Here is a 16898-nt window from a genome sequence, read left to right as displayed (position 1 = left end):
CACCGGCGGGAACCACCCGCTCGAGCGAAGGAGAATCCGATGCGGAAAGCACGTCTGGCGGCCGTCGGGGCCGGACTGGCGCTGGCGCTGCTCACCGGGTGTTCGTCCGGGGACACCGCGCCGCAGGTGCCGTCGATCTCCAGCCCGAAGGCGAGTTCGGACCCGGGGGCCGCCGCCGGGAAAGCCGATCCCGCGGCTGATCGGGACGCGATGCGCAACTACGCGAAATGCATGCGCGAACACGGCGTCGACACGCCGGACCCGGGCGAGAACGAAGCCCCGACCATCAACTTCTCCAACGACCCCAAAACCACGGCGGCGCTCGACGCCTGCAAGAAGCTGCTGCCGGGCGGCGGCGTGCCGAAGAAGCTGACCCCGGAGGAGATGGACAAGGCGCGCAAGGACGCCAAATGCATGCGCGAGCACGGCGTCGACATGCCGGACCCGGACGCGGAAGGCGGCGCGCGGGCGCTGCCGATGAAGGACGACGGGACCAAATTCGAGGAAGCGCTCAAGGCGTGCGGAATGGGAATGGCCGGAAAGTGACCGGGAAACGAGCACGCTGGATCATCGCCGCGGGAGCGACTGTCGTCGTGGTCGGCACGACCTCGGCGGTAGTGCTGACGCATGTCGCCTCCGGCGGCGAACCGCCCGCGGCGGCGAAACCGGTGGCCACCGCCGAAGTCGCCAAATCAGACTTGAAGGAAGAGGAGAACGCGACCGGAAAGCTCGGCTACGGCAAGGAATCCACGCTGAGTGGCAAAAAGGCCGGAACAATAACGTGGCTGCCCTCGCGCGGCGACGTACTCGGCCGCGGCAAGTCGGCGTACACAGTGGACGCCAAGCCGGTGCCGCTGTTTTACGGAAACCTGCCATTCTATCGCGTGCTGAACGACGGCGTGGACAAAGGACCGGACGTCAAGGAACTTGAAGAGAACCTGAAAGCGTTGGGGTACAGCGGTTTCGGCGCTCCCGACGAGAAGTTCACCTCGGCGACCGCAGCAGCGCTCAAACGCTGGCAGAAATCTCTCGGCCTGGAACAGACCGGATCCTTCGATCCCGCCGACGTCCTGCTGGCCCCCGGCGAGATCCGGGTGTCGGCGGTGACCGGGCAACTCGGCGGGCCGGGCGCGGGCGAGATCTTCAAGTACACCGGCACGGCACGCGTCGTGGAAGCCGAACTGGACGCGACCAAGCAGAGCGTCGCGGTCAAGGACGCGAAGGTGTCGGTCTCGCTCAACGGCCGCACGCTGAGCGGCACCATCACCGACGTCGGCAACACCGCCGCGGAGGACAAAGAGAACGGCAAAGCCAAGGTCACCGTCCAGATCCGGATGGACGACCCGGCCGCCACCGGCGACGTCATCGACGTTCCGGTCTCCGTGCGGTTCACCAAGCAGGTCCACCGGGACGTGCTGGTGGTCCCGGTCGGCGCACTGGTCGCGCTCGCCGAGGGCGGCTACGCGGTCGAGGTCGACGAGCAGGGCAAGCGACGGCTGGTCGGCGTCGAGACCGGGCTGTTCTCTGGCGGCCAGGTCGAGGTCAAGGCCACCGGTCTGCACGCGGGTCAACAGGTGGTGACCACGTCATGATCCCCGTGCTGGCCGCGTATCGGGTGTCGCGCACCTACAGCGGGAACGTGCCCGCGCTGCGGAATGTCTCACTGTCCTTTTCGGACGGCGAGATGGTCGCGATCGTCGGGCCGTCCGGCTCGGGCAAATCCACGCTGCTGCAACTGATGGGCACGCTCGACCGGCCGACCGAAGGCCGGATCGAAATCCGCGGGCACGACGTCGCGCAGCTGTCCGACCGCAAACTCGCCGCGCTGCGTTCGCGGTGGATCGGATTCGTCTTCCAGCAGTTCTTCCTCGACGACGGCGAAACCGCGGTGGGCAACGTGTGCAGCGGCCTGCTGTACAGCGGAGTCCCGAAGCGGCAACGGCGCGCGCGAGCATTGGAGGCGCTCGACCGGGTCGGGCTCGGCCATCGCGCCGGGCACCTGCCGGGCGAACTGTCCGGCGGCGAACGCCAGCGGGTCGCGATCGCGCGGGCGGTCGTGAACACGCCGCCGATCCTGCTCGCCGACGAACCCACCGGGAACCTCGACACCGGCAACGGCGCGGCTGTGCTGTCCTTGCTCGCGGAGCTCAACGCCGCGGGCACCACGATCGTGCTCATCACGCACGACCGGGAGATCGCGGCCGGAATGCCCCGCCGGATCGAAATCCTCGACGGAGAACTGCGCCTCGACACCGGTGCCGCCGATCTCGCGGGAGCAGCGCAATGATCGCGCCAGCGCCAGCACCGCCCAGCCCGAACCGGCTCGGTCCCGCCGACCTGCTTTCCCTTGGCGCGCATGGCATGCGCACCCGCCCGCTGCGCGCGATGCTGTCCGCGCTCGGCATCGCCATCGGCGTCGCGGCGATGGTCGCGGTACTCGCCATCCCGGCGTCGGCAGACCAAGCGTTGCAAAACAAACTCGCCGCGATGGGCACTAACCTGCTCCGCGCCGAAGCCGGTCAGACGCTCATGGGCGGCTCGGCGAAGCTCCCGGACTCAGCGGTACCGATGGTGCGGCGGATCGCGCCGGTCGAGGGAGCGGTGGAGGTCGGCAAGGTCAACGCCAAGGTGTACCGCAACGACCGCGTCGGCAAGGACGATTCGGCGGGCGTCTCAGTGTTCGCCGCGCGCCCGGATCTGCTGCCGGTGCTCGGCGGGAAGGTCCGGACGGGGACGTTCCTCAGCCCGGCGAACCAGCGGTTCCCGGCCGTCGTGCTCGGCTCGGAAGCGGCGTCGCGGCTGGGGATCGACCACCTCGACCCCGCCCGGCCGCCGCAGATCCTGATCGGCTCGGCGTGGTTCAGCGTCGTCGGGATTCTCGCCCCGATGCCGCTCGCGCCGGAGGTCGAACGTTCGGTGCTGATCGGCTGGGACGTCGCCACGCAGGTCTTCGGCTTCGACGGCCACCCCAGCACGGTGTACCTGCGCGCAAGGGAATCCCAGGTCAACGCGGTGCGCTCGGTGCTCGCCGCGACGATCAACCCGGCCGCGCCGAACGAGGTGGCGGTCGACCGGCCCTCCGACGCGCTCGCCGCGCAGCAGTTGACGAAGAACACCTACGGCGCGCTGTTCCTCGGCCTCGGCGGGGTGGCGCTGCTGGTCGGCGGCGTCGGCGTGGCGAACACGATGGTGATCTCGGTGCTGGAACGCCGGCGCGAGATCGGGCTGCGCCGCGCGCTCGGCGCGACCAGAGGCCAGATCCGCGGGCAGTTCCTCGCCGAATCGGTGCTGCTGTCCGGATTGGGCGGGCTCGTCGGGGTGGTGCTCGGGGTCGGCGCGACGGCGGGCTACGCGCTCAGCCAGGGCTGGCCCGCGGTGCTGCCGCCGGTCGCCCTCGTCGGAGGGGTGGCGGTCTCGGCCGCGGTCGGCGCGATCGCCGGGGCGTATCCGGCGATGCGGGCCGCGCGGCTTCCTCCGGCCCAGGCCCTCGCTTGAGTTCTCGGGCGGCCCGCACGGCCGCGTGAACGCCACCCGGTCGTGCGGGCAAATATAAACACTGGACTCCCGTCTAGTGCTATGGTGCAACTACGGTTACAAGTACTAACGTTCAATTGAGTTCCTAATCAACTCCGGCCTGCCGCGGTACCGCAGGCACTACCGCGGCTCGGCAGTGCGGGGGATCGAACCCGCGCGCCGAATCGCGGATCCTCGGCCGAGGCGGACGCGAAGGACACGGCGCTGTCGCCGGGAACGACTGGTCTGTGAGCTGACATGAGCGCATTGCCCGAACGAGTGGCGATCATCGCCAACGACCCGATCAGCGGCGAGGGTGCCGCCGCCTACCTGCGCGCCGCGCCCCGCTACGCCGTGATGGCCGCCGGCGAGGTCCCGCGCGCGGACGTCCTGCTCGTGATCGTGCCGGAGGTCCGCGAGAAAACCCTGCTCGACCTGGCGCGGATCCGCCGGGCGGCGCTCGCGCCGGACGTGCGCGCGGTGCTGGTCGCGGACCGGATCGACAAGGCCGAGCTGAGCAGGCTCGGCGGCTTCGGCCTGTCCGCGGTGCTGTACCGCGGTTCCGCGACGCGCGAGAAGATCCTCGACGCGCTGGCTGCCCGGGTGCCGGCGGCGGAACCGGAGGAAGTCCGCGCGACCAGGCTGACGAACGAGTTCCGCGCCAGCGAGGGCGAGGCCCGGTATCCGCGAGGTTTCCTCGACCGGCACCGGCTGCAGAGCCGCGAGGTGGAGATCCTCGGCCTGCTCGCCGACGGCTTCGGCACGGTCGAAATCGCCGACCGGATGTCGTACTCGGAGCGGACGATCAAGAACATCATCAGCACCCTGCTGGTGCGGTTCGATCTGCGGAACCGTTCGCACGCGGTCGCGTACGCGCTGCGAACCGGCATCATCTGAACGTCTCAGATCGCGCCGTTGCGGAGTGCGTAGGCGACCGCGTGCGTCCGGTTGCGCAGATCCAGCCGCTGCGACAGGTCATGGATCACCTTCTTCACCGCGCGCTCGGAGAAGTTGATTTTCTCCGCGGTTTCGGCGGTGTCGAGGCCGTCGGCCAGCAGCCGCAGCACGTCGATTTCCCGCTGTGTCAGACCGGAACTGTGCGTCGGACGCGGATCCATCGGACGGCGGTAGTGGCTGAGCAGCGTCCCCAGCGCCGCCGGGGGCAGGATTCCGCCGCCGCGAGAAGCGGTCAGCACCGCGGCGGCCAACTGCTCGCTCGACGTGCGCTCGCGGTTCAGCAGGGCGACCACGTTGCACTCCACCGCCGTCAGCACCGCCGCGCCCGCGGTCTCCTCGTCGACGAGGAGAACCACCGGAGCGTCCACAGTGGCCTTCAGCCCGCGCAACGCGGACGTCGCCTCCACCGACAGCAACTCGGCCGCGACGATGATCACGTCCACCTCGTCGGCGACCACGGAAAACTCGGGTCTCGCCTGCAGCCAGCTCCGGATCCCCGTGTCGGTAAGCGGATCCGAAGCTTGAATCAGCACCCGGACCGTTTCCTCGTGCACCGCCGCCCCGTTCATCCCACTCCCCCTGCCGCCGGTCCTCCCGGATTGCCGAATTTAGGGCCCCGGCGAGACGACCGGCGATCCCGCGCGGGGTAAAGATCAGGTACAGCCAGCTGTACCGCCCATGGTCCCGCGATACTGGGGAGGACGAAAGGACGCCGATGGCACGGACGGGACGCCGCCCCGGGCAGACCGAAACGCGAGAGGCCATTCTGGCCGCCGCGCGGGACCTGTTCGGCCGGAACGGGTACGAGGGCGCGACGATCCGCGCGATCGCCGCCGAGGCGGGCGTGAACCCCGCGCTCGTGCACCATTTCTTCGGCAGCAAGGACCAGGTTTTCGCGACCGCGCTGCACCTCCCGGCCGACCCCGGCGTCGTGGTCGCCGCGATCCTCGACGGCCCGCGCTCCGAGGTCGGCGAACGCCTCGTGCGGCTGTTCCTGACCCTCTGGGAAACCCCGGCCTCGCGCGACGCGTTCTTCGGCGTGCTGCGGTCGGTCTCCACCACCGAACAGGCCGCGGACATGCTGCGCGGCTTCATCCAGGGTGCGCTGCTCGACAAAATCGCCGATGCCCTCGACATCCCGCCGCTGCGGGTCACCGGTATTGCCGCGCAACTGGTCGGGCTCGCGATGGTCCGTTACGTCATCCAGGTCGATCCGCTCGCCCGGGCCAGCCACGAGGACGTTCTCGCGTTGATCGCGCCCGCAGTGCAGCAGTACGTCGACCGGCCTTGACCTCGTTCCCCCTCCGGAACACCGCCGCCACGACCCGCTTCCGCCCGCCCCCACGCCACATCGGCTCCACTCCCGCGAAAGTCCGTGAGGGGAACCCTGCGGGAATCAGAGTCCCTCAGGGTTCCCCTCACGGACCTCCGCATCACGCACCCGGCCAGCCGAGCGGCGCGAGAACCCCGCGCTAACGAGGTTTCTCAGCAGGGCTGCGCGGCGGTGTGCGGCGTGGGCCCGCTGGCAGCCGCAGCGATGCGAAGCACCGGCCGACCCTCGCCATGCCGCGCAGCTCCCGCAACCGTCCGTGAAGGGCTCCTTGAGGGAATCTGATTCCCTCAAGGAGCCCTTCACGGACCTCCCCAGCGCCCACCGCCGAGAAAGCCTCATGGGGGCGCTTCCCGCCGTGCACCCGTGCTTGACAGGGAAATTCCGCGCGCGCAGAATTAACCGCATGATTAATTCCGCGGTGGCCATCGACGGTCTGCGGGTCGTCCGGGGTGGCCGGGATGTGCTGCGCGACGTGAGCTTCCGCGTCGAGGCCGGTTCGGTCACCGGGTTGCTCGGGCCGAGCGGCTGCGGGAAGACCACGCTGATGCGTGCCGTCGTCGGCGTACAGGTGACTCACGGCGGCACGGTCACGGTGCTCGGCGAACCCGCCGGAAGTCGTCGGCTGCGCAAGCGGATCGGGTACGCCACGCAGGCACCCGCCGTCTACGCGGACCTCACCGTCACCGAATCCCTGCGTTACTTCGCCTCCGTGCTGGGCGCGCCATCGCGGTCAGTAGCCGACGCGATCGAACAGGTCGGCCTCGGTTCGCACGCCGACGCGCTGGTCGGCCGGCTCTCCGGCGGTCAGCGCAGCCGGGCCAGCCTCGCCGTCGCGCTGCTCGGCAAACCCGAACTGCTCGTGCTCGACGAGCCGACCGTCGGACTGGATCCGTTGCTGCGCGAGCATTTGTGGAACCTTTTCCATCGGCTCGCTGCGGAAGGCACCACGCTTCTCGTATCCAGCCACGTCATGGACGAAGCCGCGCGCTGCACCCGGTTGCTGCTGATGCGCGACGGCGTGCTGCTCGCCGACGATTCGCCGGACGCCCTGCGCGCGGCCACCGGCGAACAAGACCTCGAGCGCGCGTTCCTGCACCTGGTGAAGGCTCAGCGATGACTGTCTCGATCACTCTCGCCACCACCCGCCGGATTCTCGCGCAACTGCGGCACGATCCGCGTACCGTCGTGATGCTCGTGCTCGTGCCGACGCTGCTGATGTTGTTGCTGCGCTTCGTGTTCAACTCGGCCGAGGTGTTCAGCCGGATCGCGCCCGCGCTGCTCGGCGTGTTCCCGTTCGTGATCATGTTCCTGATCGCTTCGATCACCACCCTGCGCGAGCGCACCGCGGGCACCCTGGAACGGCTGATGACGATGCCGCTGGGGAAATTCGACCTGCTCGCGGGGTACGCGCTGGCGTTCGGACTGGTCGCGGTGCTGCAGGTGGCGGTCGCGACGGCGGTCAGCCTGTGGTGGCTCGGGCTGGCGGTCTCCGGTTCGGTGTGGTCGCTGCTGCTGATCACCGTGCTCGACGCGTTGCTCGGCATGGCACTGGGCCTCTTCGTGAGCGCGTTCGCGACGAGCGAGTTCCAGGCCGTGCAGTTCATGCCGCTGTTCGTGCTGCCGCAAACGTTGCTGTGCGGGCTTTTCCAGCCGCGTGACGAGATGGGCTGGGTGCTGCACTGGCTGTCGGACGTGATGCCGCTGTCCTACGCCGTCGAAGCGCTCACTCAGGTGACGCGCAGCGCGGAGTGGACGATGCCGTTGACCCGTAACATTCTTATCGTGCTGGGATGCGCGGTGCTGGCGCTGGGTCTTGGGGCGGCGACGCTGCGCCGTCGTACGCCTTAGAGCCGCCGAGCCGCTGCCTCGTAAGCCGCGCGGTTGCGGTTGAGCCATTTCGCGAAGTACTGGTCGGACTGGGTGTAGACGTATCCGGGCGGGACAAACAAAACGGCGAAGACCGCGAAGGTGCCGAGCCCGATGATCGCCAGCTTCAGCACCGCGTCCGGCGGGTTACTGGACATAAAGGACAGTCCACATACGACAGCGGCGAGGAGTCCCATTCCCGCCGCGGCAGAGAAAGCCCCGCGCAGGTTCCCCGGGGTACGACCGGCGGGCGGATGCGAACCAGGGTTCACCGCACGTTCGGTCGCGGGCCTGCCGCGCCAGATCAAGACTCCGGCGAGCCACAGCACCGCGAAGAAGACGCCGCCGCTCGCCAGGCTGAAACCTCCGGCCGCAGAATGGGCCAGCACTCCGACCAGCAGCCCGCTGACGCCGAAGAGCCCGGCAAGGCTGGCCGTCATCACCCGGTAGACCCGCCGCGTGGTGACGATCGCCTGCAGCCGGACGGTGTAGTCGCGCAGCCGTTGTTCGGGAGTGTCCGCGACCGCGCGGACCTGGTACCCGCTCACGGCTTCCGAACGAAACCGGCGGCGCGGAGCCGGTCGGTCTCGCGGACGTCGATGCTCGTGCGGACCCCGTTCGTCACGGTGACGTCGCCGTTGAGCACACCGAGCGCGATGATCACGAAGCCGAGCGTGCGGATCAGCATGGCCCAGCCCGCTTTGCCGAGTCCGATCCGGCCGCCGTCACTGAGCCGGACAAGGCGGATCCCGTTGAACAGCGCGCCGAGGCCGCGGCCGTTGCCGTAGAACCAGCCGTACAGCAGCGGCAGCACGAAGAGCCCGGCCACCCCGATCACGCTCGCGCCGACCGCGGCGTCGACGCTGTACGACTTGAAGTAGTACGCCACCGCAGCGGCGGCGGACAGGCCGGTGACCAGGAGGAAGTCGACCAGCCAGGCCCAGATCGTGGACGCGGTCCGCGCCTCGACGTACAGGTCGCCGTTCTCGAACGCACGAATCCGCGCCGCCGCGCCCTTGCCGAGAACTGGTTCGGCCTGCGTGCGGAGGCGGGCCAGGACGTCTTGCTCAGTCTTCACGCCAACCTCGACGCCGATCGAGGCTCGAAGGTTCCCTTGACCGGCGAGCATCACCCGGGCTCACGCGAAGCTGTAATCCTCCAACGGGAACCGCGCCGCCTCCCGGTGCGCACTGATCGTCGACGTCGGCCGCAGCAGCGTCGCCTCGCCGTGCTGGTTGAAGTAGTAGCTGTTGGCCGTCGCGCACTGGCCGAGCGCGAACACCGAATGCCCGACCTTGTGCTTCATCCGGTCAAGGAACTCGTCATTCGCCCGCTGGGTCACCTCGAACACGTCGGAGCCGCGAGCACGCATCCCCTTGAACAGCCGGTCGATGTGCTTCATCTGGCATTCGATGGTCGTGAAGTACGACAGGCCGCTGTAGGAATACGGGCTGTTGAGCGAAACCAGGTTCGGGAACCCGGGCACGGTCACGCCCTCGTACGCCTGGAACCGGTTGTCCCGCCACCATTTCCCGAGGTCCTTGCCGTCCTTCCCGATGATCTCGATCGCCGGGAAGTTCACGTCCCACAGGTTGAAGCCGGTGGCCAGCACGAGCGTGTCGATCTCGGTGCGTTTGCCGTCCGCCGTGACGATCCCGGTCTCGTCGATCCGCTCGATGCTGGTGGTCTCCAGGTGCACGTGCGGGCGGGTGAAGGCCGGGAAGTAGTCGTTGGAGAACGTCGGCCGCTTGCAGCCGAAGGAGTAGTCCGGGGTGAGCTTGCGGCGCAGTTCCGGGTCGCGGACCTGGCGGTACAGGTGCGCTCGGCACCAGCGTTCGGCGATCCGGTTGGCGCCGCGGAACTGCCGGTACTGCACGACGCCGGAGATCATCATCAGCTCCAGCACCGAACTGCCCGCCAGCCGCACCGCGCGCTGCACCAGCGGCAGCTTCGCGAATGCCTGCTGCAGCGGCTTCGGCACGGCGTAGTCCGGCTTCGGGCTGACCCAGATCGGCGTGCGCTGGTAGACGGTCAGGTCCGCGGCGACCTTGGCGATCTCCGGGATGAGCTGGACGGCCGTCGCGCCGGTGCCGATCACCGCGGCGCGCTTGCCGGCGAGGTCGTAGCTGTCATCCCACTTGGTGGTGTGGATGACCTTGCCCGCGAACTTCTCGATGCCCTCGATGTCCGGCATCTTCGGCTGCGACAGGAAGCCGGTGGCGGTGAGCAGGTACTTCGCGGTGACCGTCTCGCCGCCCTCGATGCTGACCCGCCAGCTGGAGCCGTCCCAGGTCGCGCCGGTCACCACCGTGCCGAACCGCATCGAACCGCGCAGGCCGTACTTGTCCGCGACGTGCTCGGCGTACTTCTTCAGCTCCGCGCCCGGCGCGAACAGCCGCGACCAGTACGGATTGGGCTCGAACGAGTACGAGTAGGTGGACGACGGGATGTCGACGGCCAGCCCCGGGTACCGGTTGACGTGCCAGGTCCCGCCGAGGTCGTCCTCGCGGTCGAGAATCAGCAGGTCGCGGTAGCCGAGGCGGCGGAGCTGGACGGCCGCCCCCATGCCGCCGAAGCCCGCGCCGACGATGACTGCGTCGTACTGCGCGTCCATGTCCGACCTCTCGTCCGGAATTACTTGTCAGTAACGGAACGGTATGTCACTTCGCTGGACTTGGCAATACACTGCAGTGTGTGACAGCCCAGGAGAGCGCCCGCACCACCCGAGCCGAGCGCAAGAAGCAGGAACTGCGCCGCGAGATCATCGACGCTGCCTTCGACTGCTTCGCCGACCTCGGCTACCACGCCACGGGCATCTCCGACATCGCCACGAAGCTCGGCATCGGGCACGGCACCTTCTACCGCTACTTCCAGAACAAGCGCGACATCGTCGACCACGTCATCGACGATCTGGTCGCCCGCATCGTCACCGCGCTGACCGCGGAGAACGCGCCGGACGCGGTGTCCACTTTGGACGCCTACCGCGAGCAGACCGCCCGGATCGGCGACGCGCTCGCGCAGATCTTCGGCGAGGACCCGCGCGTCCCGCGGCTGCTGCTGTTCGAGGCCGCCGGTATCGACAAAGCGATGGCGGCCCGGGTACTGGACTTCTTCGAGCTGGCCACCGAGCTGACCGCGGCGTATCTGTCGCACGGCGTGGAACTCGGCTACCTGCGCGCCGATCTCGACGTCGACAACAGCGCACGGGCGATCAACGGGATGATCCTGGCATCAGCGATCGCCTCGCTGCGCAACCCGGACCCCGACGAACAACGCCGAATCAGCGAAGCCGTGCGGCGGATGATGTACGACGGGATCGCGGCTAGGCGAGAGTGACGCCGGTCAGCTTGTCGGGGTTGCGCACGAAACACAGCGTCGACACGCCCTGGTTGTTCGCTCGCACCGTGACGGTGGTCGTCGCCTTGTCGTCCTGCAGGAAAACCGCGCCCGCGCCGCCGTTGATGGTCGTCACCTCCTCCATCGTGGAGATTCCGATGAGGAACTGCGCGATCCGGTCCGGGCCGAACAACGGCTTGCGCACGGAGCTGCGGGTTCGCGAAGTCGGCACGGTCGGTCTGCGGAAGCATGCTGCCGAGCCTGCCCCGCGGTTGTTGCCACGCGATGCCGAGGTCCGTGAGGGGAACCCTGAGAGGGTGTTTCGAAACCCGCGTGCTCAGTCGCTGAATCCGTGTGTTACGCGGCAGCTTGCACGCAGTCGCCCGGTGAACGCCATGCCGCGCGGGTATCACAGCCAACGCCCGACCACACCACCGGGTTTCGAAACACCCTCTGAGGGAATCAGAGTCCCTCAGGGTTCCCCTCACGGACTTTCGCGGGAACCGAGCCGCAGCCCGTCTCGCCACGCGGTGCTGGCCAGGGGACGCGGTTGTCCGGGAGCGATCGGCCCAGCCTCCCGGTTCAGAGCGCCAACCGCGGCCAGGAAGTCGTGTCGCGCAACAACTGCCGGTCGTGCGTGGCCACCACCACCGCGGCCGGAGTCGACTGCAGGGCGGCGGTCAGCTCGTCGACCAGCGTCGCGGACAGGTGGTTCGTCGGCTCGTCCAGCAGCAGAACCTGCGGACGCGCGGCCAGCACCAACGCCAGGTCCAGCCGCCGCCGGGCTCCGGTCGACAGCTCGGCGATCGGGCGGTTCCGGTCGTACCCGCTGAGCAAGCCGAGGTCGGCCGGGGACCGTTGCTCGAGCAGTTCGGCGGCGGTGCGGCGCGCGGGAAGGTCGGATTCCTGGCCCAGCCAGCCGATCCGCACCGACCTCGCGTGCGTGACCGTGCCCGACGTCGGTTCCAGCGCCCGCGCCAGCACCGCCAGCAACGTCGACTTCCCAGCCCCGTTCCGGCCGGTGACGACGAGCCGGTCCGCGCCGCCGAGCGTCAGGTCGACCGGGCTGTCCAGCCGCCCAGCGACTGTCACCCCGGCGGCCCGCAGCGCGACGGTTCCTTGGTGCTGCGGCAATTCCGGCATGACGAACCGCGCCGGTGGCGGCGGGACAGCCACCACGTGCGCGTTCAGGTCCTCCTGCCGACGATGGACAGCGCGGACCAAGCCGGGCGCCCGGGTCGCGCGGGTGTGCTTGCCGTGGCCCTTTTCCGGACGCCAGTTGTCACGCAATCGGTTCTGCGCGGCGGAAAGGTCGTCCGCAAGGCGCTGCCGTTCCGCTAGTTGTTCGGCGTGCAGTGCCTCCCATCGGGCCCGTTCGGCCTGCCGGGCTTCCACGTACGCCGAATAACCGCCGCCGTAACCGCGCGGACGGCCGTCGCTCGACGGGTCGAGGTCCAGCACCGACGTCGCAACATCGGCGAGCAACGCACGGTCGTGGCTCACCAGCACGACCACGCCTGGGTACGCGCGCAGTTGCTCGGTGAGGTGGGCAAGACCGGATGCGTCGAGGTGGTTGGTCGGTTCGTCCAGCAGCAGCACGGAATGTCCCGCGCCGAGCAGACATGCCAGTCGGACTCGATGCCGTTGCCCGACCGAGAGTGTCCCGAGTGGACGGCTCCGATCGTCGACCGCGTTCAGTGCGGCCAGCGAAACCTCGACCCGCCGGTCCGCGTCCCAAGCGTCGAGGGCTTCGGCGTCCGAGAGCGCTTCGGCAAAAGCGTTGTCCGCGCCGGGCTGCCCTTCGGCGAGCGCGGTCGTCGCGGCTTCCAAACGGGCCAACGCATTCCGTACCGCAGCCAATTCGAGGTCGATCAGATCGCCGACAGTTTCCTTTTCTCCCAACGGAATCTGCTGGTCGGCAACACCGATCGTGCCCGCACGGCGGACGTCGCCATGATCGACCGGCTGCGTCCCGGCCAGCACGCGCAACAGGGTGGTCTTGCCACGCCCGTTCTCGCCGACAACGGCGACCCGGTCACCGGCCGCCGCGACCAGATCGACCCCGGCGAGCACCGGACGGCCGCCGAAGGTTACGTGGACGTCGGACAGCCGGACGTGCGCCGTACGCACGAGCGCAGGCGAAAGCGGAGATGTCATGAGGGGAATGCCTCCGAAGAAACGTGATGAACAGCAAGGACGAGGGCCGGTGCCGCGAACGCGCGCGGACCGGTGGAGGCGGTAATCCCTCAGAGGTAGAACTGGTGCTGTATCACGATCGCCAGGATAAAGACCTTCCCCGCGGCGCGCATCCGAATTTCACCGCGCGTGTGCTCGGGCGGCCAGCACGATCGGCAACGGAGCGCCGGTCTCGGCGAACCGGTCGAGAGTCAGACCGGCGTCGAGGAACCCGTTCAACAGTTCGGGCAGCGGCCAGTGCGTCGCACCGACTTTGTCGCGAATCCCCTGGTCAGTCCACGATTCCTTGGTCCAGTGCCCGTCGAGGTAACCAGGGCGGACGACCACCGCGGCCGGATCGCCGCGGTCGGCGAACCCTCCGCAGAAGCACGGATGGACGCCGACGTGCACGAACACCCCGCCCGGCCGCAGCACCCTGGCCACCTCGCGCAGCACGGCGAAATACGCGGGCATGTCGGTGTGCACCAGGACCGCGACCACCGCGGCGACGCTCCTGTCTCGAACCGGCAACCGCGCGGCGTCAGCCTGCGCGGTCGGCAGCCGGGCGCGAGCATGCCGCAGCATCCCGCTGGACAGGTCAACGCCGACCGGCGTCCAGCCCAGCTCCCGCACCAGGTCAGCGTGCACGCCAGTGCCGCAGCCAAGCTCCAGGCACACGCCGCTGCCGTGGCCGAGAAGACCCCGCAACGCCTCGGCACCAGGGTTCACCGGCTGGGCGCGAAGGAATTCCTCCTCGTACCAGTCCGCGATCTCGTCATAGGCCGCCACCACTCCAGTGCACTACCGAACCGCTCGTGGCCGCCACTGATTACGCGTTGGGCGAAGAAACCTTGCGTGCGCAGAGAATCGTGTCGTGCAATTCGCCGCCCGGAACCTTCCTGGTCCGGTTCTCCGCGACCGTGATCGCCCACTGGGCAGGATCTAGCCCAACGTCGTGGACGGTGATCGTCGACTCCGGCGGATGCATCTCCCCGTGGTGATGCCCGATCACCAGCAGCGTCCCGCCCGGCGCGACCCACTCCGCGAGCCGCTCGAACAGCGGACCAGCAGCGTGCACGTAATGCGTGGCGACCAGGTCGAACTGTCCTTCCGGGGACCATTTCAGCAGGTCAGCACACACCCAGTCGACCGCACTCGACCGTTCGCGCGCGTGCCGCAGCACTTCCGCCGACAGGTCGACCGCCGTCACCTGCCACCCGTTCTCGGCGAGCCAGACCGCTTCGGTGCCCTCCCCGCAGCCAGCGTCCAACGCGCGTCCGGGCGGGAGCTTCCCCGCCTCCTCGACCAGCCGCGGATGCGGTTCGAGCTGCGCGTGCCCGGCGGCACCGGCCCAGTGTTCATCCCAATAGGACTGATCGAATGCGTGCGGCACAAGGAGTTCCTTTCCTGATTCCCCTTCCACCTTGCAAACCCTCCAGTACAACTGGCAAGAAATCTTGCCAATCTGTCAAACTCGGCGGATGGACGACGACCGTGCCCTGGACGCAGTCGGCCCCCGGCTGCGCGAACTGCGCCGGAAACGGGAGGTCACGCTGGCCGAACTCGCCGCTCAGACCGGCATCGCGGCCAGCACGCTGTCGCGCCTGGAGTCCGGCAACCGGCGACCCACCCTGGAGCAGTTGCTGCCGCTGGCCCGCGCACACGGCGTGACCCTCGACGAACTGGTCGACGCCCCGCAAACCGGCGATCCGCGCATCCACCTCCGCCCGATCAGCTGCGCCGACGGCGTGACGATCCTGCCGCTGACGCGCCGTCCGGGCGGGATCCAGGCGTACAAATTCATCCTTCCCGGGCAAGGGAAACCGCAGGAACCGGACCCCAAAACGCACGAGGGCTACGAATGGACTTATGTCCTCAATGGACAATTAAGGCTGGTGCTCGGCGAGCACGACATGACCCTTTCGCCGGGCGAGGCAGCGGAATTCGACACCCGGGTACCGCACTGGTTCGGCGCGGCTTCGGCGGAACCGGTCGAGTACTTGTGCCTGATCGGCCGACAGGGGCAGCGCGCGCACGTGCGGGCAGCGCCTAAGGCGTGACCGACGCAGGCAGTCCGAAGGCCGGGAAATGCTCCGCGCAGAGGAACGACGTGAGGTCGCGGATCCGGTCGCCGCGCAGGGTCAGGACGGTGATCGACCACGCCTCGTGGGCGGCAGTCGCCGAACCGCCGAGGTAGAAGGCCACGGCGGGCTGGGCGTTCGCGCTGGTCAGCCGGAACCGCCAGCTCGGGCATCGCGTCATCGGGACCTGATAGGCGAAATCCACCACAGCGGTGCGGCCGCGATACCAGTGCGGCAGCGGCGGCATCGACCAGGTGACGTCCTCGGTCAACAGGCGCACCAGGCCGTCGACATCGCCGCTGGTGAGAGCGGTTGCGAAGCCGGTCACCAGTTCCTGGAGGCGAGCGTCACCGAGGGTGCGCAGCGTTTGTTGCTGGGTCGAGGCGGGGACGTGCGCCGAGATAGTCCGGCGGGCGCGGGCCAGGGCGGAGTTCACCGAGGTCACCGACGTTTCCATTATCGCGGCGATCTCGGCGGCGGAGAATCCGAGGACGTCGAACAGCAGCAGCGCCGCCCGCTGATTGCCCGGCAGGTGGCGGCACGCGGCGACGAAGGCCAGTTCGACCGCCTCGCGTTGTTCGTAGCTGGCCGCGGGGAAATCGGGGCACGGGCCCAGCCAGGCCACGTCGGCGCGCGGGGCCTCGAGCACGACCTGCTCGCTCGGTGGGCCCAGGTCGACCGGCAGCGCGCGGCGGCCGCGCTGCTCGATGAGGTCCAGGCAGGTGCGCGTTGCGACCGTGTACAGCCAGGTGCGCAGCGCGCTGCGGCCCTCGAACCCGGACAGCCCCCGCCACGCTCGCAGCAACGCCTCTTGGACGGCGTCGTCGGCATCGTGGATCGACCCGAGCATTCGGTAACAGTGCGCACGCAGTTCGGCACGCAACGGGGCCACCGCACGGGTGAACGCCGTTTCGGAAGAAAATTCCCCCACGACCGACGATTCTGCCGCATCCAGCCGGTCTCACCTGGCAACCACGACCGAGGAGAACCGGAATGACCGCCACCTGGCCGCAGATCCACGCCGAACGCGCCGCGCTGGCCGACGACCTCGCCGAACTGTCCGACGACCGATGGAGCACCGCTTCGCTGTGCGACGGGCTCTCCGTCCGCGAGGTGCTGGCCCACCTCACCGCGGGGGCATCGCTCACGCCGTTGCGCTGGATGGCGGGCGTGCTCCGCTGCCGGTTCGACTTCGACCGGCAGGTCGCGATGCGATTGGCCGAGCACCTCGGCGACCGCCCGGCCGACACTTTGGCCCGCTTCCGCCGGGTCGGCGCCAGCACGACCAAACCGCCGTTGCCGGTCGTCGCGATGCTCGGCGAGATCGTCGTGCACGGCGAGGACATTCGCCGCCCGCTCGGGATTCGCCGTGAACATCCAAGCGACGTCCTCACCACGGTGGCCCGCTACTACCTCGGTTCCGACCTCGTCGTACTCGCCAAAGGACGCGTCCAAGGCCTCCGCCTCGCAGCGACCGACAGTGACTTTTCCGGCGGCTCGGGACCCCTCGTGACCGGCCCGACGCTCGCGCTGATCATGGCGATGACCGGCCGCTCCCGGTTCCTCGACGACCTGGACGGCGACGGCGCAGAGGTCCTGCGGCAGCGCTGAGGGCCTTGCACTTCGCCGCCAAGAGT

General features: G+C 68.8%; 20 protein-coding genes. 11 read left to right on the top strand and 9 right to left on the bottom strand.

What is annotated here, in order from left to right; genetic code table 11:
• The first annotated feature begins 39 nt into the window (after positions 1-39).
• The 5 genes from ACFORO_RS09555 (at position 40) to ACFORO_RS09535 (ending at position 4410) form a co-directional block, all read left to right on the top strand.
• The gene (locus tag ACFORO_RS09555) at positions 40-546 is read left to right on the top strand and encodes a hypothetical protein (RefSeq protein ID WP_354743831.1); all 507 of its coding nucleotides are present in this window, start codon (positions 40-42) and stop codon (positions 544-546) included.
• Positions 543-1592 carry a peptidoglycan-binding protein gene (locus ACFORO_RS09550; RefSeq protein ID WP_377872084.1) on the top strand — a complete coding sequence of 350 codons (1050 nt, stop codon included), beginning with the start codon at positions 543-545 and terminating at the stop codon, positions 1590-1592. Before ACFORO_RS09555 ends, ACFORO_RS09550 begins: the two co-directional genes overlap by 4 nt.
• Positions 1589-2287 carry an ABC transporter ATP-binding protein gene (locus ACFORO_RS09545; protein ID WP_377872085.1) on the top strand — a complete coding sequence of 233 codons (699 nt, stop codon included), beginning with the start codon at positions 1589-1591 and terminating at the stop codon, positions 2285-2287. The genes ACFORO_RS09550 and ACFORO_RS09545 overlap by 4 nt, the downstream gene beginning before the upstream one ends.
• Positions 2284-3495 (top strand): ABC transporter permease, encoded by a 1212-nt coding sequence (locus ACFORO_RS09540; protein WP_377872087.1) that lies wholly within the window; start codon positions 2284-2286, stop codon positions 3493-3495. Before ACFORO_RS09545 ends, ACFORO_RS09540 begins: the two co-directional genes overlap by 4 nt.
• A gap of 276 nt (positions 3496-3771) precedes the next feature.
• The gene (locus ACFORO_RS09535) at positions 3772-4410 is read left to right on the top strand and encodes a helix-turn-helix transcriptional regulator (RefSeq protein ID WP_354743823.1); all 639 of its coding nucleotides are present in this window, start codon (positions 3772-3774) and stop codon (positions 4408-4410) included.
• 5 nt (positions 4411-4415) lie between these two features.
• Here the strand turns inward: ACFORO_RS09535 and ACFORO_RS09530 are convergent, their stop codons facing one another.
• A complete protein-coding gene (locus tag ACFORO_RS09530; RefSeq protein WP_377872088.1) occupies positions 4416-5039 on the bottom strand; it encodes a response regulator transcription factor in 624 nt (207 codons plus the stop codon).
• Positions 5040-5185: 146 nt separating this feature from the next.
• On the opposite strand from ACFORO_RS09530, the gene ACFORO_RS09525 reads away from it, so the two are divergent.
• The 3 genes from ACFORO_RS09525 to ACFORO_RS09515 all read left to right on the top strand — a co-directional run bounded on the left by ACFORO_RS09525 (position 5186) and on the right by ACFORO_RS09515 (position 7651).
• On the top strand, positions 5186-5761 hold the full coding sequence (locus tag ACFORO_RS09525; protein WP_377872090.1) for a TetR/AcrR family transcriptional regulator: 576 nt from the start codon (positions 5186-5188) through the stop codon (positions 5759-5761).
• 445 nt (positions 5762-6206) lie between these two features.
• A complete protein-coding gene (locus tag ACFORO_RS09520; RefSeq protein ID WP_354750530.1) occupies positions 6207-6920 on the top strand; it encodes an ABC transporter ATP-binding protein in 714 nt (237 codons plus the stop codon).
• Entirely contained in the window at positions 6917-7651 is a 735-nt protein-coding gene (locus tag ACFORO_RS09515) for an ABC transporter permease (protein WP_377867768.1), read from the top strand. Before ACFORO_RS09520 ends, ACFORO_RS09515 begins: the two co-directional genes overlap by 4 nt.
• On the opposite strand, the gene ACFORO_RS09510 is transcribed toward ACFORO_RS09515, so the two are convergent.
• From ACFORO_RS09510 to ACFORO_RS09500, 3 genes are read right to left on the bottom strand one after another with little or no spacing between them, the layout of a single operon-like run.
• A complete protein-coding gene (locus tag ACFORO_RS09510; RefSeq protein WP_377867769.1) occupies positions 7648-8217 on the bottom strand; it encodes a hypothetical protein in 570 nt (189 codons plus the stop codon). The genes ACFORO_RS09515 and ACFORO_RS09510 overlap by 4 nt on opposite strands.
• Complete coding sequence (locus ACFORO_RS09505) at positions 8214-8747, bottom strand: hypothetical protein (protein ID WP_377867770.1); 534 nt, start codon at positions 8745-8747, stop codon at positions 8214-8216. The genes ACFORO_RS09510 and ACFORO_RS09505 overlap by 4 nt, the downstream gene beginning before the upstream one ends.
• Positions 8748-8807: 60 nt before the next feature.
• A complete protein-coding gene (locus tag ACFORO_RS09500) occupies positions 8808-10283 on the bottom strand; it encodes a flavin-containing monooxygenase (protein ID WP_377867771.1) in 1476 nt (491 codons plus the stop codon).
• 80 nt (positions 10284-10363) lie between these two features.
• On the opposite strand from ACFORO_RS09500, the gene ACFORO_RS09495 reads away from it, so the two are divergent.
• Positions 10364-11005, top strand: coding sequence for a TetR/AcrR family transcriptional regulator (locus tag ACFORO_RS09495; protein ID WP_344271219.1), 642 nt, complete (start codon positions 10364-10366; stop codon positions 11003-11005).
• Here ACFORO_RS09495 and ACFORO_RS09490 read toward each other — a convergent pair.
• The 4 genes from ACFORO_RS09490 to ACFORO_RS09475 all read right to left on the bottom strand — a co-directional run bounded on the left by ACFORO_RS09490 (position 10992) and on the right by ACFORO_RS09475 (position 14573).
• On the bottom strand, positions 10992-11237 hold the full coding sequence (locus tag ACFORO_RS09490) for a hypothetical protein (RefSeq protein WP_377867772.1): 246 nt from the start codon (positions 11235-11237) through the stop codon (positions 10992-10994). The genes ACFORO_RS09495 and ACFORO_RS09490 overlap by 14 nt on opposite strands.
• A gap of 350 nt (positions 11238-11587) precedes the next feature.
• A complete protein-coding gene (locus tag ACFORO_RS09485) occupies positions 11588-13162 on the bottom strand; it encodes an ABC-F family ATP-binding cassette domain-containing protein (protein ID WP_377867773.1) in 1575 nt (524 codons plus the stop codon).
• Between the two features lie 159 nt (positions 13163-13321).
• A complete protein-coding gene (locus ACFORO_RS09480) occupies positions 13322-13969 on the bottom strand; it encodes a class I SAM-dependent methyltransferase (RefSeq protein ID WP_377867774.1) in 648 nt (215 codons plus the stop codon).
• Between the two features lie 40 nt (positions 13970-14009).
• Positions 14010-14573 (bottom strand): class I SAM-dependent methyltransferase, encoded by a 564-nt coding sequence (locus ACFORO_RS09475; RefSeq protein ID WP_377867775.1) that lies wholly within the window; start codon positions 14571-14573, stop codon positions 14010-14012.
• 88 nt (positions 14574-14661) lie between these two features.
• On the opposite strand from ACFORO_RS09475, the gene ACFORO_RS09470 reads away from it, so the two are divergent.
• A complete protein-coding gene (locus ACFORO_RS09470; protein ID WP_377867776.1) occupies positions 14662-15240 on the top strand; it encodes a helix-turn-helix domain-containing protein in 579 nt (192 codons plus the stop codon).
• Here ACFORO_RS09470 and ACFORO_RS09465 read toward each other — a convergent pair.
• The gene (locus tag ACFORO_RS09465) at positions 15230-16192 is read right to left on the bottom strand and encodes a sigma-70 family RNA polymerase sigma factor (protein ID WP_377867777.1); all 963 of its coding nucleotides are present in this window, start codon (positions 16190-16192) and stop codon (positions 15230-15232) included. The two genes, ACFORO_RS09470 and ACFORO_RS09465, sit on opposite strands and share 11 nt — an antisense overlap.
• Before the next feature lie 62 nt (positions 16193-16254).
• Between ACFORO_RS09465 and ACFORO_RS09460 the strand changes: the two genes are divergently transcribed.
• A complete protein-coding gene (locus ACFORO_RS09460) occupies positions 16255-16872 on the top strand; it encodes a maleylpyruvate isomerase family mycothiol-dependent enzyme (protein ID WP_377867778.1) in 618 nt (205 codons plus the stop codon).
• Positions 16873-16898 lie beyond the last annotated feature (26 nt).

Source organism: Amycolatopsis halotolerans (assembly GCF_042647905.1).
In the GTDB taxonomy this organism is placed as follows: Bacteria; Actinomycetota; Actinomycetes; order Mycobacteriales; family Pseudonocardiaceae; genus Amycolatopsis; species Amycolatopsis halotolerans.
The sequence above is the reverse complement of the archived record's forward strand: the minus strand, read 5'-3'. Positions and strand labels throughout refer to the sequence as shown.

Bases quoted from the DNA above. Each gene is read 5' to 3' on its own strand.
- ACFORO_RS09500 (WP_377867771.1), bottom strand. From the start codon at position 10,283: ATGGACGCGCAGTACGACGCAGTCATCGTCGGCGCGGGCTTCGGCGGC.
- ACFORO_RS09470 (WP_377867776.1), top strand. From the start codon at position 14,662: ATGGACGACGACCGTGCCCTGGACGCAGTCGGCCCCCGGCTGCGCGAA.
- ACFORO_RS09540 (WP_377872087.1), top strand. From the start codon at position 2,284: ATGATCGCGCCAGCGCCAGCACCGCCCAGCCCGAACCGGCTCGGTCCC.
- ACFORO_RS09485 (WP_377867773.1), bottom strand. From the start codon at position 13,162: ATGACATCTCCGCTTTCGCCTGCGCTCGTGCGTACGGCGCACGTCCGG.
- ACFORO_RS09545 (WP_377872085.1), top strand. From the start codon at position 1,589: ATGATCCCCGTGCTGGCCGCGTATCGGGTGTCGCGCACCTACAGCGGG.
- ACFORO_RS09555 (WP_354743831.1), top strand. From the start codon at position 40: ATGCGGAAAGCACGTCTGGCGGCCGTCGGGGCCGGACTGGCGCTGGCG.
- ACFORO_RS09515 (WP_377867768.1), top strand. From the start codon at position 6,917: ATGACTGTCTCGATCACTCTCGCCACCACCCGCCGGATTCTCGCGCAA.
- ACFORO_RS09525 (WP_377872090.1), top strand. From the start codon at position 5,186: ATGGCACGGACGGGACGCCGCCCCGGGCAGACCGAAACGCGAGAGGCC.
- ACFORO_RS09520 (WP_354750530.1), top strand. From the start codon at position 6,207: ATGATTAATTCCGCGGTGGCCATCGACGGTCTGCGGGTCGTCCGGGGT.
- ACFORO_RS09535 (WP_354743823.1), top strand. From the start codon at position 3,772: ATGAGCGCATTGCCCGAACGAGTGGCGATCATCGCCAACGACCCGATC.
- ACFORO_RS09530 (WP_377872088.1), bottom strand. From the start codon at position 5,039: ATGAACGGGGCGGCGGTGCACGAGGAAACGGTCCGGGTGCTGATTCAA.
- ACFORO_RS09460 (WP_377867778.1), top strand. From the start codon at position 16,255: ATGACCGCCACCTGGCCGCAGATCCACGCCGAACGCGCCGCGCTGGCC.